This is a genomic window from Sarcina ventriculi (assembly GCF_900456775.1).
Lineage (GTDB): Bacteria > Bacillota > Clostridia > Clostridiales > Clostridiaceae > Sarcina > Sarcina ventriculi.
On sequence record NZ_UAUL01000008.1, the window covers coordinates 220223 to 243197 of the forward strand.

The 22975-nt window shown below is 28.5% G+C and carries 21 protein-coding genes; 20 read left to right on the forward strand and 1 reads right to left on the reverse strand.

From position 1 onward, the window contains the following. The first annotated feature begins 8 nt into the window (after nucleotides 1–8). The 6 genes from rpsP to DR020_RS07760 all read left to right on the forward strand — a co-directional run bounded on the left by rpsP (nucleotide 9) and on the right by DR020_RS07760 (nucleotide 3801). A complete protein-coding gene (gene rpsP, locus DR020_RS07735) occupies nucleotides 9–254 on the forward strand; it encodes a 30S ribosomal protein S16 (protein ID WP_055257177.1) in 246 nt (81 codons plus the stop codon). A 101-nt stretch (nucleotides 255–355) separates the two neighbouring features. Beyond that, nucleotides 356–853 carry a ribosome maturation factor RimM gene (gene rimM / locus DR020_RS07740; RefSeq protein WP_055257176.1) on the forward strand — a complete coding sequence of 166 codons (498 nt, stop codon included), beginning with the start codon at nucleotides 356–358 and terminating at the stop codon, nucleotides 851–853. Continuing rightward, on the forward strand, nucleotides 843–1547 hold the full coding sequence (gene trmD, locus DR020_RS07745) for a tRNA (guanosine(37)-N1)-methyltransferase TrmD (protein ID WP_055257175.1): 705 nt from the start codon (nucleotides 843–845) through the stop codon (nucleotides 1545–1547). Before rimM ends, trmD begins: the two co-directional genes overlap by 11 nt. 120 nt (nucleotides 1548–1667) lie before the next feature. Next, the gene (rplS, locus tag DR020_RS07750; RefSeq protein WP_055257174.1) at nucleotides 1668–2018 is read left to right on the forward strand and encodes a 50S ribosomal protein L19; all 351 of its coding nucleotides are present in this window, start codon (nucleotides 1668–1670) and stop codon (nucleotides 2016–2018) included. Nucleotides 2019–2111: 93 nt separating this feature from the next. Continuing rightward, nucleotides 2112–2954 (forward strand): ribosome biogenesis GTPase YlqF, encoded by an 843-nt coding sequence (gene ylqF, locus DR020_RS07755; protein WP_112365652.1) that lies wholly within the window; start codon nucleotides 2112–2114, stop codon nucleotides 2952–2954. A 22-nt stretch (nucleotides 2955–2976) separates the two neighbouring features. Further along, on the forward strand, nucleotides 2977–3801 hold the full coding sequence (locus DR020_RS07760) for a ribonuclease HII (protein WP_058991952.1): 825 nt from the start codon (nucleotides 2977–2979) through the stop codon (nucleotides 3799–3801). Between the two features lie 58 nt (nucleotides 3802–3859). Here DR020_RS07760 and DR020_RS07765 read toward each other — a convergent pair whose 3' ends face one another. Next, complete coding sequence (locus tag DR020_RS07765) at nucleotides 3860–4231, reverse strand: YraN family protein (protein WP_112365653.1); 372 nt, start codon at nucleotides 4229–4231, stop codon at nucleotides 3860–3862. Nucleotides 4232–4337: 106 nt separating this feature from the next. On the opposite strand from DR020_RS07765, the gene DR020_RS07770 reads away from it, so the two are divergent. The 14 genes from DR020_RS07770 to DR020_RS07835 all read left to right on the forward strand — a co-directional run bounded on the left by DR020_RS07770 (nucleotide 4338) and on the right by DR020_RS07835 (nucleotide 22811). Beyond that, a complete protein-coding gene (locus tag DR020_RS07770) occupies nucleotides 4338–5858 on the forward strand; it encodes a YifB family Mg chelatase-like AAA ATPase (RefSeq protein WP_112365654.1) in 1521 nt (506 codons plus the stop codon). A gap of 1 nt (nucleotide 5859) precedes the next feature. Next, nucleotides 5860–6918, forward strand: a complete 1059-nt coding sequence (gene dprA / locus DR020_RS07775) for a DNA-processing protein DprA (RefSeq protein ID WP_112365655.1) — start codon at nucleotides 5860–5862, stop codon at nucleotides 6916–6918. 40 nt (nucleotides 6919–6958) lie between these two features. Continuing rightward, on the forward strand, nucleotides 6959–9046 hold the full coding sequence (gene topA, locus DR020_RS07780) for a type I DNA topoisomerase (protein WP_112365656.1): 2088 nt from the start codon (nucleotides 6959–6961) through the stop codon (nucleotides 9044–9046). 188 nt (nucleotides 9047–9234) lie between these two features. Continuing rightward, nucleotides 9235–10011 carry a GTP-sensing pleiotropic transcriptional regulator CodY gene (gene codY, locus DR020_RS07785; protein ID WP_055257168.1) on the forward strand — a complete coding sequence of 259 codons (777 nt, stop codon included), beginning with the start codon at nucleotides 9235–9237 and terminating at the stop codon, nucleotides 10009–10011. Nucleotides 10012–10222: 211 nt separating this feature from the next. Beyond that, nucleotides 10223–10924 (forward strand): 30S ribosomal protein S2, encoded by a 702-nt coding sequence (gene rpsB, locus DR020_RS07790; RefSeq protein WP_055257167.1) that lies wholly within the window; start codon nucleotides 10223–10225, stop codon nucleotides 10922–10924. A gap of 76 nt (nucleotides 10925–11000) precedes the next feature. After that, nucleotides 11001–11912 (forward strand): translation elongation factor Ts, encoded by a 912-nt coding sequence (tsf, locus tag DR020_RS07795; protein WP_112365657.1) that lies wholly within the window; start codon nucleotides 11001–11003, stop codon nucleotides 11910–11912. Between the two features lie 68 nt (nucleotides 11913–11980). Beyond that, nucleotides 11981–12694, forward strand: a complete 714-nt coding sequence (gene pyrH / locus DR020_RS07800; protein ID WP_058991940.1) for a UMP kinase — start codon at nucleotides 11981–11983, stop codon at nucleotides 12692–12694. A 12-nt stretch (nucleotides 12695–12706) separates the two neighbouring features. Further along, nucleotides 12707–13264 (forward strand): ribosome recycling factor, encoded by a 558-nt coding sequence (gene frr, locus DR020_RS07805; protein WP_055257164.1) that lies wholly within the window; start codon nucleotides 12707–12709, stop codon nucleotides 13262–13264. A gap of 72 nt (nucleotides 13265–13336) precedes the next feature. Then, nucleotides 13337–14113, forward strand: a complete 777-nt coding sequence (locus tag DR020_RS07810) for an isoprenyl transferase (RefSeq protein ID WP_055257163.1) — start codon at nucleotides 13337–13339, stop codon at nucleotides 14111–14113. 15 nt (nucleotides 14114–14128) lie between these two features. Continuing rightward, nucleotides 14129–14932, forward strand: a complete 804-nt coding sequence (locus DR020_RS07815) for a phosphatidate cytidylyltransferase (protein ID WP_055257162.1) — start codon at nucleotides 14129–14131, stop codon at nucleotides 14930–14932. A gap of 231 nt (nucleotides 14933–15163) precedes the next feature. Further along, a complete protein-coding gene (locus DR020_RS07820; protein WP_112365658.1) occupies nucleotides 15164–16318 on the forward strand; it encodes a 1-deoxy-D-xylulose-5-phosphate reductoisomerase in 1155 nt (384 codons plus the stop codon). Nucleotides 16319–16339: 21 nt separating this feature from the next. Continuing rightward, nucleotides 16340–17350, forward strand: a complete 1011-nt coding sequence (rseP, locus tag DR020_RS07825) for an RIP metalloprotease RseP (protein WP_055257160.1) — start codon at nucleotides 16340–16342, stop codon at nucleotides 17348–17350. A 20-nt stretch (nucleotides 17351–17370) separates the two neighbouring features. After that, the gene (gene ispG / locus DR020_RS07830) at nucleotides 17371–18420 is read left to right on the forward strand and encodes a flavodoxin-dependent (E)-4-hydroxy-3-methylbut-2-enyl-diphosphate synthase (protein ID WP_055257159.1); all 1050 of its coding nucleotides are present in this window, start codon (nucleotides 17371–17373) and stop codon (nucleotides 18418–18420) included. 86 nt (nucleotides 18421–18506) lie between these two features. Beyond that, a complete protein-coding gene (locus tag DR020_RS07835; protein WP_174208900.1) occupies nucleotides 18507–22811 on the forward strand; it encodes a PolC-type DNA polymerase III in 4305 nt (1434 codons plus the stop codon). Nucleotides 22812–22975: the final 164 nt, after the last annotated feature.

The window sequence follows — 22975 nt, forward strand, 5'->3', positions numbered from 1 at the left end:
AAACACAAATGGCAGTTAAAATAAGATTAAGAAGAATGGGAGCTAAAAAAGCACCTTTCTATAGAGTTGTTGTTGCAGATTCAAGAAGTCCAAGAGATGGAAGATTTATAGAGGAAATAGGTTATTATAACCCAGTTGCTCAACCAGAAGCTGAAGTTAAAATAGATTCAGAAAAAGTTGAAAAATGGTTAAAAAATGGTGCTCAACCAACAGATGTTGTAAAAAGACTTTTCACTAAAGCTGGAATAAAATAATTTTCTAAAAATAGAATTTTATAAATCAGTAAAATATAAAATATTATTGAAAGAGTTAGGTTATCCTAACTCTTTTCTATATAAAAAAAGAGGTGAACATTTTGAGAGATTTTTTAAGAGTAGGACAAATTACAAATACTCATGGTGTTAGAGGTGAAGTTAAAGTTTTACCATTAACTGATGATATGAGAAGATTTGATGATTTAGATTATGTTTATATAAATAGAAAAGAAGTTAAAATAGAGAATGTTAAATATTTAAAAGATAAAGTTATTTTGAAGCTAGAAGGTATAGATTCTATGAATGATGCAGAGAAGCTTAAGCCAACATATCTTGAAATTAAAAGAGAACAGGCGATAACTCTTCCTAAAGATACTTATTTTATAACAGATCTTTTAGAGTGTAAAGTTTTAGATACTGATAATTTTGAGTATGGTGTTATAAAAGAAGTTATAAAAACTCCTAATAATGATGTTTATTGGGTTAAAGGTAAAAAAGAGATTTTAGTTCCGGTTTTAAAAGATATAGTTTTAGACATAGATGTTGAAAATAGAAAAATTTTAATAAAACCATCAGGAGAATGGCAAGATGAAGATTAGTATTCTTACTTTATTTCCTAATATGTTTAATATATTTGATGAAAGTATAATAGGCAAAGCTAGAGAAAAAGATATAATAAAATTAGACGTAATAAATATTAGGGATTTCACTAAAAATAAGCATAAAAAAGTTGATGATTATCCTTATGGAGGAGGAGCTGGAATGGTAATATCTCCTCAACCAGTTGTAGACTCTATAAGATTTGCTAAAAAAGAGAATAAAGGAAAAGTTATTTTTTTAGGACCAAGAGGTGTAACTTTTAATCAAGAATTAGCAAAAAAATTATCAAAGGAAGAAAATCTTATATTTGTTTGTGGTCATTATGAAGGAATTGATGAGAGAGCATATAAATATTTTGACATGGAGATATCTTTAGGGGATTTTGTATTAACAGGAGGAGAGATGGCATGTATTCCAGTTATAGATAGCATATGTAGGCTTGTGCCAGGAGTCTTAGGAAAAGAAGAAAGCTTTATGGATGAGAGTTTTTATCATGGGGTATTAGAATATCCTCAGTATACAAGGCCAGAAGTTTTCGAGGGTGAAAAGGTACCATCAATTCTTTTATCTGGGCATCATGAAAATATAAGAAAATGGAGAAGGCAACAATCTCTTTTAATAACTAAAGAAAAAAGGAAAGATTTGTTTAATTCTTTAGAGTTAAGCAAGGAAGATAAAAAGTTACTAAAATAAAGAAAAGTATTGAATAGCTATTTAAGTTATGATAGAATAAGCTTTGTGTTAGTACGGGCGTTCCTCTGACATATAATTTTGTTTAAGAACGTCAAATACATAATTTAGGAGGGACTACACATGAACGAATTAATAAGATCAATTGAAAATGAACAAATAAGAGAAGATTTAGTTAAATTCAGCGTTGGAGATACTATAAAAGTACACGTTAGAATTAAAGAAGGTAACAGAGAAAGAATTCAAGTATTTGAAGGAACTGTTATAAAGAAACAAAACGGTGGATTAAGAGAAACTTTCACAGTAAGAAGAGTTGCTTATGGAACTGGTGTTGAAAGAACTTTCCCAATGAATGCTCCAATTATAGAAAAAATTGAAGTTGTAAGATTAGGTAAAGTTAGAAGAGCTAAATTATACTACTTAAGAGATAGAGTAGGTAAAGCTGCTAAAGTTAAAGAATTAAAAACTAGATAATTCTAGACAATTTTAGTATAGAATTAATGGGACTTATAAAAGTCCCATTTTTTTGTATTTAGATATATAAATAAATGAAAGGATGATACATATATGGCTATAAATTGGTTTCCGGGGCATATGGTGAAGACTAAAAGAGAAATAAAAGAAAATTTAAAGCTTGTTGATGCTGTTATCGAAATAAGAGATGCTAGAATACCTAATTCATCAAAAAACCCAGATATAGATCAATTATGTAAAGGAAAACCTAGAATAATACTTTTAAATAAATGTGATTTAGCAAATGAAAAAATAACAAAGGAATGGAAGAAAAGTTTAGAAAATAATGAAATTGTAGTTTTAGAAGTAAATGCTTTAAAAAATGATGGACTTAAAAATATAAAACCTGCTCTTTTAAAGCTTCTTAAAGAAAAACATGATAGATTAAAGGCTAAAGGGCTTGTAAAAATAACTACAAGGGTTATGGTAGTTGGAATTCCTAATGTTGGTAAATCGACATTTATAAATAAAATGGCTAGAAATAATATTGCAAAAACTGGTGATAGACCAGGAGTTACAAAATCTAAACAATGGATAAAAACATCTATTGGAATAGAGCTTTTAGATACCCCAGGAGTTTTATGGCCAAAGTTTGAGGATGAACAAGTAGGTCTAAATTTAGCTTTTACTGGAGCTATAAAAGATGAAATAATGGATATAGAAGAACTTGCATTTAATTTAGTTAAAAAACTTGAAGTTGATTTTAAAGATGAATTAATGACAAGATATAAATTAGAACATTTAAGTGAAGAAACTATTGAGAATTTAGATAATATAGCAAGAAAAAGAGGATGTTTAATCTCCGGAGGTAATATAGATTACAATAGAATTGCTGTTATATTATTAGATGAGTTTAGGGGTGGAAAAATAGGAAGAATATCTTTAGAGAGACCTTAAAATTTGAGGAGGTATTCTAAATATGGAAAATTTATTAAAAATAAAACAAGATTTAACCCAATATTCTTTTAAAGTGATTAAAGAAAGTGTTGATGGAGTAAAGATTAATAAAGATTCAATTAAAACATTAAAACTTATGGAAAAGATTCTTTTAAATGATTCTAGAAAAAATGTTATAGGTCTTGGCAGTAAGCTAGGTAAAAGCATAGAGAAATATATAAAAGAACAAAAAAGAGTAGAATCTATGTATAAATTTGATAAAGCTTTCTTAGAAAAAGGATTTATAGCTGGTGTTGATGAGGTAGGAAGAGGGCCGCTTGCGGGCCCAATAGTTGCCTGTGCTGTTATATTAGATTTAAATGATTTGGATGATATTATATTAGATATAAATGATTCAAAACTTTTATCAAGGCAGAAGAGGGAAGAATTAGATAAAATAATCAGAAAAAAAGCTATAAGTTTTTGTATAGCTGAAATAAATAATAAAATTATAGATGAAAAGGGTATAGGTTATGCTAATAACAAAATTTTTATTGATGCGTGCAATGGTCTTAGTAAAAAGCCAGATTTAGTTTTATCCGATGGCTATTTAATAAAAAATTTTAATATAGATAATAAACATATTATAAAGGGTGATAGAAAAAGCGCATCTATTGCCTGTGCATCTATTTTAGCTAAAGTTTATAGAGATAATATAATGAGAAATTATCATAAAAAATATCCTAATTATGATTTTGAGAATAATGTAGGGTATGGAACTAAAAATCATTTAGATGGTATAAAAAATCATGGAATTACACCAATTCATAGAAAAAGCTTTTTAAAAAACATAATAAACAATTTATAATATTTAAGAAAATTTACATAGCTAATCATATAAGTTTATGATTAGCTATTTTTATAAATTAATATAATCTAAAAGCATCTTTTATATGATTTAAGTCATAATTAGTATTATTTAAATCAAAAATTATTTCAATGACATCAAATTGAATATTATGGTTATATAAATTATTTTTGAATATATAATACTTAGCAGAATTTATTATCTTTAGTTGTTTCAAATATGTTATAGATTCTATTGGTTTGCCAAAAGATGTGAAAAATCTAGATTTAACTTCTATAAATGAAATAGTAGAATTTTTAATTGCAATAATATCTATTTCACCACTTTTACATCTAAAGTTTCTATTTAAAATTTTGTAATCGTGTTTTTTTAAATATTTTATAGATAAGTTCTCTCCTAAATCTCCAATATCTTTATTTAACTTTTTCAATTGAGTACCTCCATAACAAATATTTTTAACATTAAATTTAAATTTTAGACAATTGTTGATTAAATTAATTTTTAATGGAAATGAATATTTAAAAGGAGGTGTTATTTTGACAATTAGTTTAAATAGTGCAAGCTTTAATGGAATAAATGGATTTATGGTTAATGTAGAGGTGGATATTTCTAAAGGAATGCCCTCATTTAATATAGTTGGGCTACCTGATGTATCAATAAAAGAGGCGAAAGAAAGGGTTCGTTTGGCTATAATAAATAGCGGATTTGAATTTCCTTTAGGTAGAATTACTGTTAATTTAGCTCCTGCTAGTTTAAAAAAAGTAGGATCTTTGTTTGATTTACCGTTAGCTTTAGGAATTTTAGCAGAAAGCAATCAGATAGATAAAAAAAGCATAGAAGAGTATATAGCAATAGGAGAATTATCATTAAATGGGGAAATAAGAGCAGTTGAAGGTGCATTTTGTTGTGTTGTAGGTACTATGGAAAGTAAAAAAAGAGGATTTATATTACCTTATGGGAACTGTCATGAATGTTCGGTTTTAGATAAAGTTAAGTTATATGGTTTTTCTAATTTAAAGGAAGTTATAAATTTTTTAGACACAAATAATAAAAAAGAATTTATAAGGGAAAAAGTGAAAATAGAGGATGATAAAAACATACCATTTTTTGATATATGTGGTCAAGAGAGTGCGAAAAAAGCATTAGTAATAAGTGCATCGGGAAAGCATAATTTAATTTTTCAAGGGCCACCAGGATCGGGAAAAACTATGCTTGCAAAATCAATAATAGATATTATGCCTGAATTAACTTATAAGGAATCATTAGAGAGTGCAAAAATATATAGTGTATCAGGAAATTTTAACAAAGAAAATATTATAGGGAAAAGACCATTTAGAAATCCTCATCATACAACAACTAAAATATCTTTGCTTGGTGGAGGAAGAGATTTAAGAGTTGGTGAAGTAACACTAGCTCATAATGGAGTTCTTTTTTTAGATGAACTTTTAGAATTTGACAGGGGTACTATAGAGTCTTTAAGAGAGCCTTTAGAGAATAAAGAAGTAAGGATAAGTAGAAATTCGGGTTCTGTAAAATATCCTAGTGATTTTTTGTTTATAGGAGCGTTTAATCCTTGTCCTTGCGGGAATTATTTAAGTGGTATAAATGGTAGGGAATGCACTTGTAGAGAAAGTGAGAGGATAAGATATCAAAATAGGTTATCGAAAGCTATTTTAGATAGAATAGATATGTTTTCTTTTGTAAATTATGTTTCTTATAAAGAAATAAATGCTAATAAACATAATGGGATTTTAAATCCTAAAGAGATGGTTATGGATTGCAGAGAACGACAGGAGCACAGATTTAAAAACACCCATTTAAAGTATAATTCTCAAATGTCTCATAAAGATATTAGAAACTTTATAAAAATAAATGAAGAGTGTCATAGGAGTTTAGAAAAAATATATAATAAGACAGGAATAAGTACGAGGGGATTAGATAGAATAATAAAACTTTCAGTTACTATAATGGATTTAAATAAGGAGAATGTTTTAACTAAAGGACATATTTATGAAGCTATATCATATAGAAAGAATATAAATGGAGAAGTAATATAATATGGAAGATTTTTTTGAATATAAAGTATGGTTTTCTACAGTTAATATAAGTAATAAAAAGAAATTTATATTATTAGATAATATGGAAAATGAGAAGCATATATATGAAAATAGAAAGTTTTTATCTAGAAAAAATAAATATTTAAAAAATTTAGATGTGGATATACAAAATGAAGAAGTTGAAAATATTATAGAAAATATTGATAAAAATAAATATAAATTTACGACTTTTTCAGAGAATAATTATCCAAATACGTTAAAAGATATAGATGATAAACCATATTCTTTATTTTATAAAGGAAATATAGATGAATTAAATAATAAAATATCTTTAGCTATAGTTGGTTCTAGAAATTGCACATCTTATGGACGAGAAATTGCTAAGAATATTGCTTTTGAACTTGGAAAAAGAAATATTAACATAGTAAGTGGTGGAGCGCTTGGTATAGATACGGTAGCTCATGATATTTGTAATAAAAATAATTTTTATAATGCTGCAATTTTAGGATGTGGAATAGATATTTGTTATCCTTCCTACAATAAAGGGTTATATAATAATATTGAGAAAAATGGGGTTATAATAACTGAATATATTCCTAAAACACCACCATATAGATATAATTTTCCTAAAAGAAATAGGATAATAAGTGGAATATCAAAAGCTGTGATAGTAGTTGAAGCAAGTAGTAAAAGTGGTGCTTTAATAACCTGTTCTCAAGCTATAGAGCAAGGAAAAGATGTTGTTGCAGTGCCAGGAAATGTATTTTCATCTCAAAGTATAGGCTGTAATAAGTTGATAAATGATGGTGCCTATCTATTTACAAATATAGATGATATGTTGTACAATCTTTCTATTGATTGCAATTATAAAAATAATTGTGAGTGTAATGGTTTAGAAAAATTGATATTAGATAAATTAACAGGAAAAATCATGAATATTGATGAACTTATCAGATTGGTTGATGTTGACACATCTGTTATACATGAGTTATTATGTGAATTGCAATTTGAAAATAAAATAATAAATATATATGGAAATTGTTATACAAAAATTCTATAGGATTTAAGGGGGTGAACTCTGAGTTTTTCAGAGATTGTAAATGGGTCAAAATTTAGTAATTGTTGAATCGCCAGCTAAAGCGAAGACTATAGAGAAATATTTAGGAAAAAATTATATAGTAGAAGCTTCTATGGGACATATAAGAGATTTGCCTAAAAGTCAACTAGGTGTTGATATAGAGGGAGGATATATACCTAAATATATAACTATAAGAGGAAAAGGTGAGCTTTTAAATAAATTGAAAAAGTTAGCTAAAAAAAGTGATAAAATATATCTTGCAACGGATCCAGATAGAGAAGGTGAAGCAATTTCATGGCATTTAGCTAATGCTCTTCAAATAGAAGAAAATAAAAAGTGTAGAATAGAATTTAATGAAATAACAAAATCAGCAGTAAAGGCTTCAATAAAAACTCCAAGAGCTATAAATATAAATTTGGTAGATGCACAGCAGGCAAGAAGAATCTTGGATAGATTAGTAGGATATGAAATAAGCCCTATACTTTGGAAAAATATAAAATGGGGTTTAAGTGCTGGAAGAGTTCAATCAGCTGCTCTTAAAATTATATGTGATAGGGAAGAAGAAATTAAAAAGTTTATTCCAAAAGAGTATTGGACTGTGGATATAAAACTTAAAAAAGATAAAAAAACTTTCTCTGTTAGATTATTATCAAAAAATAAGAAGAAAATAGAGATAAATAGCAAAGAAGAAAGCGACTTCATTATAAATGAATTAAAAAATAATGAATACGTAGTTAAGAAAGTTAAAAAAGGAACAAAAAATAAAAATCCATTACCTCCTTTTACAACTAGTACACTTCAACAAGATGCAAGTAAAAAGATTAATTTTATGACTAAAAGAACTATGTCAGTGGCTCAACAGCTTTATGAAGGTGTTGAAATAAAAGGATATGGAATAGTAGGACTTATAACATATATGAGAACAGATTCAATTAGAATATCTAAAGAGGCTCAAGATAAGGCTTTAGGATTTATAGAAGAGGTATATGGTAAAGAATATATTCCAGAATCTCCAAGAGTATATAAAAGTAAAAAAAATATTCAAGATGCTCATGAAGCCATAAGACCGACATATATTGAGATAACACCAGAGATTGCTAAAAATAATTTATCTCAAGAGCAATATAAACTATATTCGCTTATATGGAAGAGATTTATTGCAAGTCAAATGGCATCATGTATTTTAAATACTAATAGTATAGAGATTCAAAATGGAGAATACAATTTAAGAGCTAGTGGTTCTAATATAAAGTTTGATGGATTTATGAAACTTTATGAATATTTAGGTGAAGAGGAGGAGGCAGAATCTCTTCTTCCAGAAATTAATGTAGAAGAAATATTAAAAGAACACTCAATAGAAGGTAAACAACATTTTACACAACCACCAACAAGATATACAGAAGCTTCTTTTGTTAAGCATTTAGAAGAAAAGGGTATAGGAAGACCGAGTACTTACGTACCTACAATATCTACATTATTAGATAGAAAGTATGTTCAAAGAGAAAAGAAAAATTTAATTCCAACAGAGTTAGGCTTTATAGTAAACAATATAGTGTCTGAATATTTTCATCAAATAGTAGATGTAGATTTTACAGCTGAAATGGAACAAAAGTTAGATTGTATTGAACTTGGAAAAGAAGAATGGAAAAATGTAGTATCTGAATTTTTTAATCCATTAAAAGAAGCGATTGATAAGGCTGAAAAGGAAATTTGTAAGGTAGTAATTGAGGATAAAGTAAGTGATGTTCCATGTGATAAATGTGGAAGGCTTATGGTTATTAAACATGGAAGATTTGGAGATTTTTTAGCATGTCCTGGATATCCAGAATGCAAAAATACAAAGCCAATAGTGGAGGAAATCGATGCTATATGCCCTAAATGTGGTGGAAAGATAGTTGCAAAAAGAAGTAAAAAAGGTAGAAGGTTTTACGGATGTTCTAATTATCCTGAATGTGATTTTGTAAGCTGGAGTGAGCCAACAAATGAAAAATGTCCTAAGTGTGGCTCTATAATGGTTAAAAAGTATTCAAAATCTAAGGGAGAATATTTAGAGTGCATTAATCAGGAATGTAAAGAAAAGAAAGAATTATTAAAAAAAGATGTTGAATAAATATTTTTAATTTAGTAGTGTGGTTTTTTAATATTATTATAAATAAAATATATTAACATATAAAACAAATATATTAAGTAGAATAAATGTTGAAAAGTGTCTATTCCTATGATACTATTTAAATAAAGATATATTATTAGAAAATTGAAAAAATTTAAAAAATTAAAATTGCAGTATGGAGGATAGATATGTCTACATTACTTAATAAGACAAGAAGATTAAATAAGATATTGCAAAAATCAAGAACAGATGCAGTTGCATTTTATGATATATGTGAAGTATTAAGCGATGTGATGGATTGTAATGTTTATTTAGTTGATAAAAAAGGGAAGATTTTAGGTTATAAATTTTCAGGAAAATTTGAATGTGAAATTATGAAGAAAAAAGTAACAATAGATAAAAAATTCCCGGAAGATTACAATGATAAACTTTTAAATATACAAAATAGTTTGGCGAATTTGCCAAGTAAAGGTGAATGTGTATTTAGTGGTGAAGGTGAGTGTGGAATATCAGAGAAATTAACTACTATAGTTCCTATAATAGGAAATAGAGAAAGAATAGGAACTTTGATGTTAGCTAGATTCGGAGAGAATTTTGGTGATGATGATTTAGTTTTAGCAGAGCATAGTGCAACTATAGTTGGAATGGAACTTTTAAGAGCTAAACAAGAAGAGTTGGAAGAAGAGACTAGAAAAAAAGCTATAGTTCAACTTGCAATAGGTACCTTATCATATTCGGAATTAGAAGCAGTAGAACATATATTTAGCGAACTTGGTGCTAATGAAGGTCTTTTAGTAGCATCAAAAATTGCAGATAAGGTTGGAATAACTAGATCGGTTATAGTAAATGCTCTTAGAAAATTTGAAAGTGCTGGAGTTATAGAGTCTAGAAGTCTCGGAATGAAGGGAACTCACATAAAAATATTAAATGATAAACTTATGGAAGAATTAGAAAAAATAAAATAATTTTTTATGCAGAGTAATCTAATGATTGCTCTGTAATTTTTTTATTTATAGAATTAAAATTTATTATTGCCTGTTTAGTTTTGCTATGGTATACTATCAAAGGTAATAAATACACACATTATCTTATTTATATAGTGGTGGCTTCTTAATGAAGATATTTATATAAGAAAAGATAGTGGAGGAAATAACCAATTTTAAGGAGGACACAAAAATGTCAGTAATTTCAATGAAACAATTATTAGAAGCTGGTGTTCACTTTGGACATCAAACAAGAAGATGGAACCCTAAGATGGCTCCTTATATATTCACAGAAAGAAACGGAATATATATAATAGATCTTCAAAAAACTGTTAAAAAAGCAGAAGAAGCTTATTTCTTTATTAAAGATATAGCTGCTGAAGGAAAAGATATACTTTTTGTTGGAACTAAAAAACAAGCACAAGAAGCTATACAAGAAGAAGCTATAAGATCAAATATGCATTTTGTAAATAATAGATGGTTAGGTGGAATGTTAACTAACTTTAAAACTATAAAGACAAGAATAGCTAAATTAGAACAATTACAAACTATGGAAGAAGATGGAACTTTCGAAGTTTTACCTAAAAAAGAAGTAACTCAACTTAAAAATCAAATGGCTAAATTAGAAGCTAATTTAGGTGGAATTAAAAATTTAGATGCTAGCAATATTGGAGCATTATTTGTAGTTGACCCAAGAAAAGAAAAAAATGCTATAGCAGAAGCTAAAATTTTAGGAATACCAGTAGTTGCAATAGTAGATACTAACTGTGATCCAGAAGAAGTTGATTATGTTATACCAGGAAATGATGATGCTATAAGAGCCGTTAAATTAATAACTGCTAAAATGGCAGATGCTATAATAGAAGGAAGACAAGGCGAACAATTAGCTGAATAAAATTTAAAATATTGAGGTGGATGAAAGCATAATTTTCGTTTACCTCTTATAATTAGTATTTTAGGAGGAGTTAAAAATGATAACAGCTCAAGCGGTTAAAGAGTTAAGAGAGAGAACTGGCGCAGGAATGATGGACTGCAAAAAGGCATTAACAGAAACAAATGGAGACATGGAAAAAGCAGTAGAAGTTTTAAGAGAAAAAGGATTAGCAGCTGCAGCTAAAAAAGCTGGAAGAGTTGCTGCTGAAGGTATAGTTAAAACTTTTATATCAGAAGATATGAAAAAAGGTGCAATGGTTGAGGTTAACTGTGAAACTGATTTCGTTGCAGACAATGCTGAGTTTATAGAGTTTGCTGGAAAAGTTGCTGAAATGGCAGCAAACAATGATGTTTCAACTGTTGAAGAATTAGTTGCTTTAAAATATAATGATGATAAAACAGTTCAAGAAGTTTTAACTGAATTAATAGCAAAAATCGGTGAAAACATGACAGTAAGAAGATTTGAAAAAGCAGCTGTAGAAAATGGAGTAGTTCAAAGCTATATTCACGGTGGCGGAAGAATAGGAGTTTTAGTTCAATTAGCATGTGATTCTAATTCTTCAGAATTAACTCAAGTTGCTAAAGATGTTTGTATGCAAATAGCAGCAGCAAATCCATTATTCTTAAGTGAAAATGAAGTTGATTCTAAAGCATTAGAAACTGAAAAAGAAATATATAGAGCACAAGCTTTAAATGAAGGAAAACCAGAAAAAATAGTTGAAAAAATGGTTGAAGGAAGAATTAAAAAGTACTATAAAGAAGTATGTCTTTTAAATCAACCTTGGGTTAAAGATGCTGATAAATCAATATCTAAATATTTAGAAGAAAAATCAAAAGAAGTAGGTTCTCCTATAACTGTTCAAAAGTACTTCAGATTTGAAAGAGGCGAAGGTATAGAGAAAAAAGAAGAAAACTTTGCTGAAGAAGTTGCTAAAATGGGAGCAAAATAATAATATAAGAGAACACTGAGTGTTCTCTTTTTTTAAAATATTTCATAGAATTAAGTTGGAGGATTAAGATGGGGACTTGTAAGTTTAAAAGAGTTATGCTTAAATTATCAGGAGAAGCTTTAGCAGGAAAAAATGGTTTTGGAATAGATTTCTCAGTAGCTATGAGAATAGCTAAAGAGATAAAAGAATTAGTAGATATGGGTGTTGAAGTTGGCGCTGTAGTTGGCGGTGGTAACATATGGAGAGGAAGAGAAGGCGAAGGTATGGATAGAGCTACTGCTGACTATATGGGTATGTTAGCTACATCAATAAATGCTTTAGCGTTACAAGATTCTCTAGAACAATTGGGTGTAAGCACTAGAGTGCAAACAGCTATAGAAATGAAAGAAATTGCAGAACCTTTTATAAGAAGAAGAGCTATGAGACACTTAGAAAAGGGAAGAGTAGTGATATTTGGAGCTGGAACAGGTAACCCATATTTTTCAACTGATACAACAGCAGCTTTAAGAGCAGCCGAAATAGAAGCAGAGGTTATACTTTTAGCTAAAAAAGTTGATGGTGTTTATGATAAGGATCCACATAAGTATAATGATGCTAAAAAGTATGATAAATTATCTTATATAGAAGTTTTAGAAAAAGAACTTCAAGTAATGGATTCTACTGCTACATCTTTATGTATGGATAATAATATCCCAATATTAGTATTTGCTTTAGATGAAGACGGAAACATAAAAAAAGCAATACAAGGTGAGAGTATAGGAACAATAATAACTAGAAAATAGGAGAGTGTTTTTATGGTTAAAGATATAGTAAATAAATTACAAGAAAAAATGACAAAGACGATTTCAGTTTTAAAATCAGATTTATCAACAATGAAAGCTGGAAGAGCTAATCCAACAATGTTAGATAGAATACAAGTTGAGTGTTATGGTAGTATGTGCCCTATATCACAGGTAGCCAACATTTCATCGCCAGAACCAAGGTTATTAGTTGTGACACCTTGGGATAAATCCACACTAAAAGATATAGAGAAAGCTATATTAAAATCTGATCTTGGAATAAATCCTAATAATGATGGTAGTGTTATAAGATTATTAGTACCTGAATTAACAGAGGAAACAAGAAAAACTATCGTTAAAAATGTTAAAAAAACAGGTGAAGAGTCTAAGGTAGCTTTAAGATCAATAAGAAAAGATGCTAATGATAAGATAAAAGCTCTTAAAAAAGATGGTGAATTAACAGAAGACGAAACTAAAAAAGCTGAAGATGAAGTACAAAAGATAACAGATAATTTTGTTAAAGAAATAGATAAAATAGTAATTGCTAAAGAAAAAGAAATAATGTCAGTGTAAAATGGAAAGGCCTGCTTCTTTAGTAGGCTTTTTTATTTTTGAATATTAATTAATATATATGAGGTGTTTGTTTTGGTAAAGTTTTTCGGAGGAAAAAAAACAATAGATGAAAATAGTAGTGAAAATCAAAAAATAGTTTTGGATATGAACAATATACCTAAACATATAGCTATAATTATGGATGGAAATGGAAGATGGGCTAAGGCAAGAAATCTTCCAAGAAGTATGGGACATAAAGCTGGAGTTGAATCTATAATTAATATAGTAAAAGAGTGCGATAAAATAGGAGTGAAATACCTTACTTTGTATGCTTTTTCAACTGAAAATTGGAAAAGACCAAAAGATGAAGTAAGTGCTCTTATGAATTTAATAGTTGAATATCTTAAAAGAGAATTGGACGAAATGCATAGGAATAATGTTAAAATAAAAAGCATGGGTGATTTAACAAAATTACCGGATAAATGTAGAAAAGCTTTAGAGGATGCTTTTGAAAAGACTAAAGATAATACTGGGGTAGTTTTAAATATAGCTTTAAATTATGGTGGAAGAGATGATATAATAAGAGGCGTGAAATCATTGGTTAAAGATGTACAAGAAGGTAAATTATCTATAGATGATATAAATGAAGGTATGTTTAATGATTATTTATATACTAAAAATATTCCAGATCCAGATTTAATAATAAGACCAAGTGGAGAGCAAAGACTTAGTAATTTTCTTCTTTGGCAGTGTGCTTATTCAGAGTTTTCATATTCTGATATAAATTGGCCGGATTTTAAACCTCAAAATCTTATAGAAGCTATTTATGATTATCAAAACAGAAATAGAAGATTTGGAGGAATTAAGTAAATAGAAGGTGATGGAGTGAAATCAAATAATAGATATTTAGGGGCATTAATATTATTACCACTTATAGTATTTTTATTTTTAGGTGGAGTGTGGCTAAAATATGCTAATTTAGTATTAGGTGGTTTAGCTATGTATGAATTTTATAAGGTATCTAAGTTAAAGAATATAAAACCAATGTCAATAATTGCGTATATAATGCTTGTTGTTTATTACATAACAGGAAATAATTTTACTATTTTATCTTATATAATAATTATTGGAGCATTTGTGCTTCTTATGGTACCTATATTAAATATAAAATATAATTTTATAGATGTAGCTATAACTTTATTAGGTTTTATTTATGCTGGAATATTTTTTAGTTTTATAACATTAATAAATCAAAAACCAGGTGGAGAATTTTTAGTGTGGTTGCCACTTATAGCATCTTGGGGATGTGATATTTTAGCTTATTATTCAGGAAAGCATCTTGGAAAGCATAAATTATGTCCTAGAGTAAGTCCTAAAAAGACCGTTGAAGGATCAATTGGAGGAATTTTAGGAAGTACAATAGTTTGTGGTATATATGGAATAATAATTTATCAATTTTTCCCTGAATTCTCTATGTTAAATTATTTTATAATAGGTGCACTATGTGGTGTGTTCTGTCAATTTGGAGATTTAGTAGCATCATCTGTTAAAAGATATGTTGGAGTTAAAGATTATAGCAATCTTATTCCAGGTCATGGTGGAATACTAGATAGATTTGATAGTGTCCTTTTTGCGAGTGTAGTAGTTTTTGTTTATTTAACAATTGCAACAATTATAATACATTTATAAATATAGCATAAGTATAAAAAATCCGTTATGTATTTTTAGGACTAATTTCTAAAAATTTATAACGGACTTTTTATTAGATAAATTATGACTAATCTTATATTTAATGGTATAATAGGAGGAAATGAATATAGAGTTATTATAATAAAAATGAAAAAATATTTTACTTTGGTGCAATAATAGACATATAATTATATGTAGATTATTATTTATAACTTAGGAGGAATTAAAATTATGAAAAACATTTCTATTTTGGGGATTACGGGTTCAATAGGAACTCAGGCATTAGATGTTTTACGATTTCATAAGGATAAATTTAAATTAGTAGCAATAAGTGCATATAAAAACATAGATTTAACTTTAGACATAATAAAGGAATTTAAACCAAGAGTTGTAGCGATAAATGATAAAGTTTCTTTTGAAAAATTGAAGAATATTAAGGATACTTTAGATTATGATTTTGAATTACTTTATGGTATGGAAGGTCTTATAAAGGTTGCAACTTTAAAAGAAGTTCATACAGTTTTGACATCAGTAGTTGGAATGATAGGATTAAAACCTACATTAGAGGCTATTAAATGTAAAAAGGATATTGCTTTAGCTAATAAGGAAACATTGGTAGTTGCAGGCGAACTTGTAATGAACGAAGCTAAAAAATATGGAGTTAAAATATTGCCAGTAGATTCAGAGCATAGTGCTATTTTTCAATGTCTTCAAGGTAATGATTTAAAAAGCGTTGATAAAATAATAATAACCGCATCTGGAGGACCATTTAGAGGTTATTCTAAAAAACAATTAGAAAATGTTACTTTAAATCAAGCATTAAATCATCCTAAATGGAGTATGGGAAAAAAGATAACTATAGATTCATCCACTCTTATGAATAAAGGGTTAGAAGTTATAGAAGCTCATTGGCTTTTTGATTGTGATTATGAAAATATAGAAGTTGTAGTTCATCCACAATCTATAATACATTCAATGGTTCAATATAAGGATGGAGCAGTAATTGCACAGCTTGGAGTAACAGATATGAAACTTCCAATACAATATGCTTTAAATTATCCGCTTCGTGATAATAATATAAGTGAAAAATTAGATTTTTACAAGATAAATGAACTAAATTTTTATAAACCAGATACAGAAGTTTTTAGATGTTTAAAATTAGCTTATAAGGCAGGAAAAATGGGGGGATTAATGCCTACTATATTAAATGGTGCTAATGAAGTATGTGTAGATTTGTTCTTGAATGAAAAAATAAAATATTTAGATATTCCAACAATAGTTGAAGAATGTATGGAAGTGTTTAAAAATGATATGGAGGTTTCTCTAAGGAATATAATAGATTTAGATAAAAGTGTTAGAGAATATATAATGAATAAATATAGTTAAAAATTTAAGGAGGGAAAAATTTTGTACTTGATTTTTGCTTTAGTTGCGTTTAGTATTTTAATAATAATACATGAGCTTGGTCATTTTACCTTAGCTAAACTAAATGGAGTATGTGTTGAAGAGTTTGCAATAGGTATGGGGCCTAAATTATTTGGATTTAAAGGCAAAGAAACAGAATATAATTTAAGAGTATTGCCTTTTGGTGGATTTGTAAGAATGCTTGGAGAAGAAGGAGGGGCAATTAAGGATAATAGAGCTTTTAATGCCAAAACACCTCTTCAAAAAATTTCTATAATTGTAGCAGGAGCGACTATGAACTATGTTTTAGCGCTTTTAATTTTTGGATTAATAGCGTTGAATTTTGGATTTGCCAAACCAGTTGTATCAGAAGTAGCTTTAAATTCTCCAGCACAAAAAGCTGATCTTAGAGTTGGAGATAGACTATTAAAAGTAGATAATAGCACTATAAATACAACTAGTGACTTAAAACTTGGAGTGATACTAGCAAAAGGAAATGCTATAACGCTTGAAATAGAACGAAATGGAGAAAAGATTATCAAAGAAATTGTGCCAACTATTGATGAAACTGGAAATGCAGTGATTGGGATAACTCATGAATTTGTGAAGAATCCAACTATAGGAGAAAGCATAGTTCAAGGATTTAAAGATACTATTACAATGGTAAGTCAAACTTTTAAATCTTTAAAAATGATGTTTACAGGAGAGGCGAATTTCAAAACTGATGTAGGAGGTCCTATAACTATAGTTAAAATGTCAAGTCAAGCTGCAAAAGCAGGAATATGGACACTTATGGAATTTACTGCATTTATGAGTGTTCAATTAGCAGTGTTTAATCTTTTGCCACTTCCAGCTCTTGATGGAGGTCTTATATTAATTCAAATTTTAGAATTAATAACCAGAAAAAAAATACCTGAAAAATTTGTAGGAGTAGTAAACAGTGTTGGATTTGCGCTTTTAATGTTACTTATGGTTGTAGTGACATTAAAGGATATAATATTCCCTGTTTTATAAAATAGGAGTTGATAAATAAAATGGAAAGAAGAAAAACCAAAGTCGTAAAGGTTGGTAATGTGCTTGTTGGTGGTGATAATAGAATTTCTGTTCAATCAATGACAAATACAGATACTAGAGATGTCGAGGCTACTATAAAGCAAATAAGAAAACTGCAAGATGCAGGGTGCGATATAGTTAGATGTGCAGTTTTAGACATGGAAGCTGCAAGAGCTATAAAAAAGATTGTAGAGAAAATAGATATTCCTTTAGTAGCAGATATTCATTTTGATTATAAATTAGCTTTAGAATCAATAAAAAATGGAGTGTCTGCACTTAGGATAAATCCAGGTAATATTGGAAGTAGAGAAAAAGTAGAAATTTTAGCTAAAGCTTGTATGGAAAAAAAAATCCCAATTAGAATAGGTGTAAATTCAGGGTCTCTTTCAAAAGAAATTTTACAAAAGTATGGTAAGGTAGTTCCAGAAGCTTTGGTTGAAAGTGCTTTAACTCATATAAAGATATTAGAAGAAGTAAATTTTAATGATATAGTTGTATCTATTAAATCATCAAATATAGAAACTATGATAAATAGTTATAGGTTAGCATCACAAAAATTCGATTATCCTCTTCATCTAGGAGTTACAGAAGCGGGAACACCATGGAGAGGAACTATAAAATCAGCAATCGGTCTTGGAGCGTTATTATCAGAAGGTATCGGAGATACTATAAGGGTTTCTTTAACGGGAGACCCAGTCGAGGAAATAAAAGTAGGACGTGAAATACTTAAAAATTTTGGACAAATAAAAGAAGGAATAGAATTTATATCTTGTCCAACATGTGGTAGAACTCAAATAGATCTTATAAATATTGCCAAAGAGGTCGAGAATAGATTAGAAAATTGTAATAAGTCAATAAAGGTTGCTGTTATGGGATGTGTTGTTAATGGACCGGGAGAAGCTAAAGATGCAGATATTGGAATAGCAGGTGGAATTGGTGAAGGTCTTATATTTAGAAAAGGAAAAATAGTAAAGAAAGTTAAAGAAGAGGATTTAGTTGAAGAACTTATAAAAATTATAGAAACACTTTAAAGTAAAGAAGGGATATCCCTTCTTTATAATATTTATAAAGAATTTAAGGGGAGGATTTAATTTTGGGCACAGAGTTTATAGGGAAAATGAATAAATATTTGAGTTCTCAAGCGGAATTAGAGGATTTAGAGTTTTCTATACACAAATTCCAACTTTTAAAGAAAAACAATATTTTAAGAATACTTATAAAATCTGATAAGAATATATCTAAAGAACAGGAAGATTTTATAAAAAAATACATATTAGAAACTTTGCAAATGAATATAGATATAGAGATACTTTGCTATATAGATGCATCTAGTTTGTCTTTAGATGAAATTATAAATAAATATTGGTTAGATATAGTACAAACAATAATTAACAAACATCCTATTTTAAAAGGAATTTTAATGGATTCAAAAAGGAGTATAGAAAAAAATTATATAGAAATATCAAGTGGAATAAATTTTTTGTGTGAATTTATAAAAAAGAAAAAAATAGAAGAAGAAATAGTAGATAAAATAAAAACTCTATTTGGAATAAGTGTTAAAATCAATTTCAAATACGATGAATCATTGAAAATAGAAGATTATGAGAAAATTAAATTAAATGAAAATTTAAAAATTGTTCAAAATGCTTTATCAAACACACAAATTAAAAATGAAATTTCTAAACCAAAAGAAGTAAAAAAAGAAGATAAAAAGCCAAAATACACTTATGAAGATAGAAAGAGTGAGCCAAAGAGTGAAAATAATATTTTGGGCAGAAATATTAAAGATGAGCCTGTTTTAATTGAAAGTATAAATGATACCTCTGGAATAGTTACGGTGGTTGGAGAAGTATTTAAAACAGAAATATTTGAAACTAAAACAGGAAGAATAATATTAACATTTTTTATAACAGATTATAGTAGTTCTATATCGGTTAAATGTTTTATAAAGCCTAAAGATCAAGAAACAGTTTTAGAAAATATAAAAAAAGGTCTTTATTGTAAAGTTCGAGGAGAAGCTATAATGGATCCTTATGCTAAGGAAGTAGTAATAATGGCAAGGGATGTATTTAAAATGACTAAAACAGAAAGAATGGATACATCAGAAGAAAAAAGGGTAGAACTTCACCTTCATACTAATATGAGTAGTATGGATGGTATAACTTCTGTTGGTAAAATAATTGAAAAGGCAGCTAAATTTGGTCATAAAGCAATTGCGATAACAGATCATGGGGTAGTACAGGCATTTCCAGATGCTCAAATTGCAGCGAAAAAAAATAATATAAAAGTTATATATGGGGTGGAAGGATATTTAGTTGATAATGGAACACCTATTGTAATAAATGAGAATGATGCAAAATTTTCAGATGAATTTGTGGTATTTGATATAGAAACAACAGGATTTTCAAGCAAAAATGATAAGATAATAGAGATTGGTGCAGTGAAAATTAAGGGATATGAAATAATAGACAGATTTAGTTGTTTTGTAAATCCTCAAGATTCAATTCCATATAAAATAACAGAGCTTACTGGAATAACAGATGAGATGGTAGAAAATGAACCAACTATAGATAAAATTTTGCCAGAATTTATAAAATTTATAGGAGAAAGTGTTATAGTAGCCCACAATGCTAATTTTGATATGTCTTTTATAAATAAGAACATACAAAATTTAAAACTTGATAAATTAACAAATCCAATAATGGATACTGTACCTCTAGCTAGATTTTTGTATCCAGAACTTAAAAGAGTTAAATTAAATACGGTTGCGAAACATTTAGGTGTAAGTTTAGAAAATCATCATAGAGCAGTAGATGATGCTAAAGCGACTGCAGATATACTTTTAATATCTTTAAAAAAACTAGAAGAAGAGAAAAAAATTTATGATATAAAATCTTTAAATAAGGAATTTTTAAATAATGTTGATATAAAAAAACAGCCAACGTATCACATAATAATATTGGCTAAAAATCAAGTAGGTCTTAAAAATTTATATAAATTGATATCAAAAGCCCACTTAGATTATTTCTTTAAGAGACCAAGACTTCCAAAGAGTATTATAAGTGAATATAAAGAAGGACTTATAATTGGTGCAGCTTGTGAAGCTGGGCAAGTTTATAAGGCAGTTTTAGAAGGAAAATCAGATGATGAAATTAAAGAAATAGCATCTTTTTATGATTATTTAGAAATACAACCAATAGAAAATAATGCTCATCTTATAAGAAATGGAAGTGTTAAAGATGAGGAGGAACTTAAACAAATAAATAAAAAAATTTATGATTTGGGGAAAGAGATGAAAAAATTAACTGTTGCAACTTGTGATGTTCATTTTCTAGAACCAAAAGATGAAGTGTTTAGAAGAATAATTATGGCAGGACAGGGGTTTAGTGATGCTGATAATCAACCACCTCTATATTTTAGAACTACAAATGAAATGCTTAAAGAATTTTCGTACTTTGGAAAGGATATAGCAAAGGAAGTTGTTATTTATAATACTCAAAAAATTGCTGATATGATAGATGTTATAAAGCCAATTCCGGATGAAACTTATCCTCCTAAAATAGAAGGCGCAGAGGATGATATAAGAAAAATGACTTTAGATAAAGTTCATTCTATTTATGGAGATAATTTACCTGAGGTTGTTCAAAAAAGGCTAGATAAAGAATTAAATTCTATAATAAATAATGGCTATGCAGTCTTATATCTTATAGCACAAAAATTAGTTGCAAAATCTTTAGAGGATGGTTACTTGGTAGGCTCAAGAGGCTCAGTTGGATCATCTTTTGTAGCTACAATGTCTGGAATTACAGAGGTAAATGGTTTACCACCACATTATGTATGTCCTAACTGTAAAAAATCTGAATTTTTCTTAGATGGTTCGGTGAGCTCGGGAGCAGATCTTCCAAATAAAAAGTGCCCAGATTGTGGAAGTGAATATATAAGAGATGGTCATGATATACCTTTTGAAACTTTTTTGGGGTTTGAAGGAGATAAAGAACCTGATATAGATTTAAACTTTTCGGGAGAATATCAAGGAGTAGTTCATAAATATACAGAAGTACTTTTTGGAAAAGGATATACTTTTAAAGCAGGAACAATTGGAACGGTTGCTGAAAAAACTGCTTATGGATTTGTTAAAAAGTATCTTCAAGAAAGGGATAAAGTAGTATCTAATGCTGAAATAGAGAGATTGACTATTGGTTGTACAGGGATAAAAAGAACTACAGGACAACATCCAGGTGGGATAATGGTTGTTCCAAATGATAATGAAATATTTAATTTTTGTCCTATTCAAAGACCAGCAGATGATACAACATCAGATATAGTAACAACTCATTTTGATTATCATTCTATAAGTGGTAGATTATTAAAGTTAGATATATTAGGACACGATGATCCGACTGTTTTAAGAATGCTTCAAGATTTAACTGGAGTTAATCCTAAAACTATACCTTTAAATGATGAAAAGGTCATAAGTCTTTTTACAAAACCAGATGCATTAGGAGTAACTAAAGAGGAATTAGAGTGTGAAGTTGGAAGTTATGGTCTTCCTGAGTTTGGAACGAAATTTGTAAGACAGATGCTTTTAGACACACAGCCAAAATCTTTTGCAGATTTAGTAAGAATATCAGGACTTTCACACGGGACAGACGTATGGCTTAATAACGCGCAATATTTTATAAAGGAAGGCTATACAACATTAAAAGATTGTATAGCTACAAGAGATGATATTATGGTTTATCTTATGTATCAAGGAGTTCCTCCTAAAATGTCCTTTACCATAATGGAGAAAGTTAGAAAAGGTAAGGGGTTAAGTGAGGATGATGAAAAGGTAATGAGAGAAAACAAAGTACCAGATTGGTATATAGAATCTTGTAAAAGGATAAAATACATGTTTCCAAAAGGGCATGCAGTTGCTTATGTTATGATGGCAGTTAGAATAGCATATTTTAAAGTTTATTATCCAGAAGCCTATTACACAACATATTTTTCGGTGAGAGCTGATGATTTTGATGCAGAGCTTATATGTAAAGGAGAAAAAGCTATAAAAAATAAGATGGATGAATTGTATTCATTAGGTAATAATTTGACACAAAAAGATAAAGGGCTTTTAACTATTTTAGAATTATCCTTTGAAATGTATAAGAGAGGTTTAAAATTTTTAAAAGTAGATATTTACAAATCAGAAGCAACTAAATTTAAAATAGAGGAAGATGGTATAAGACCTCCTATAAATGCCCTTCAAGGAGTTGGAGAAAATGCTGCTAAAAGTATTGTTGAATGTAGAGAAAATGGGGAATTTATATCTAAAGAGGATTTAAGAATAAGGGCAAAAGTATCAAAAACAGTAATAGAAACGTTGAGTATACATGGATGTTTAAATGGAATGCAAGAGAGTAATCAGTTAAGTTTGTTTGGTTAGTTTTAAAATGCTATTGTAATATAAACTTAACTATGATATTATAATAATATAAGTTTTACTATTAAGAAGTTAAGGAGTGGGGTTAAAACCCGCTCTTTCTGTTTGTAACGCAACTATATAATTTATAAGTTGCGTTTTTCCATACTCTTGATTTGTATGTCGTT

Coding starts and splice junctions, on each gene's coding strand:
- ispG (WP_055257159.1), top strand. CDS start 17,371: ATGGAAAGAAGAAAAACCAAAGTCGTAAAGGTTGGTAATGTGCTTGTT.
- rpsP (WP_055257177.1), top strand. CDS start 9: ATGGCAGTTAAAATAAGATTAAGAAGAATGGGAGCTAAAAAAGCACCT.
- ylqF (WP_112365652.1), top strand. CDS start 2,112: ATGGCTATAAATTGGTTTCCGGGGCATATGGTGAAGACTAAAAGAGAA.
- dprA (WP_112365655.1), top strand. CDS start 5,860: ATGGAAGATTTTTTTGAATATAAAGTATGGTTTTCTACAGTTAATATA.
- rplS (WP_055257174.1), top strand. CDS start 1,668: ATGAACGAATTAATAAGATCAATTGAAAATGAACAAATAAGAGAAGAT.
- pyrH (WP_058991940.1), top strand. CDS start 11,981: ATGGGGACTTGTAAGTTTAAAAGAGTTATGCTTAAATTATCAGGAGAA.
- codY (WP_055257168.1), top strand. CDS start 9,235: ATGTCTACATTACTTAATAAGACAAGAAGATTAAATAAGATATTGCAA.
- rpsB (WP_055257167.1), top strand. CDS start 10,223: ATGTCAGTAATTTCAATGAAACAATTATTAGAAGCTGGTGTTCACTTT.
- tsf (WP_112365657.1), top strand. CDS start 11,001: ATGATAACAGCTCAAGCGGTTAAAGAGTTAAGAGAGAGAACTGGCGCA.
- DR020_RS07820 (WP_112365658.1), top strand. CDS start 15,164: ATGAAAAACATTTCTATTTTGGGGATTACGGGTTCAATAGGAACTCAG.
- DR020_RS07835 (WP_174208900.1), top strand. CDS start 18,507: ATGAATAAATATTTGAGTTCTCAAGCGGAATTAGAGGATTTAGAGTTT.
- trmD (WP_055257175.1), top strand. CDS start 843: ATGAAGATTAGTATTCTTACTTTATTTCCTAATATGTTTAATATATTT.
- frr (WP_055257164.1), top strand. CDS start 12,707: ATGGTTAAAGATATAGTAAATAAATTACAAGAAAAAATGACAAAGACG.
- DR020_RS07760 (WP_058991952.1), top strand. CDS start 2,977: ATGGAAAATTTATTAAAAATAAAACAAGATTTAACCCAATATTCTTTT.
- topA (WP_112365656.1), top strand. CDS start 6,959: ATGGGTCAAAATTTAGTAATTGTTGAATCGCCAGCTAAAGCGAAGACT.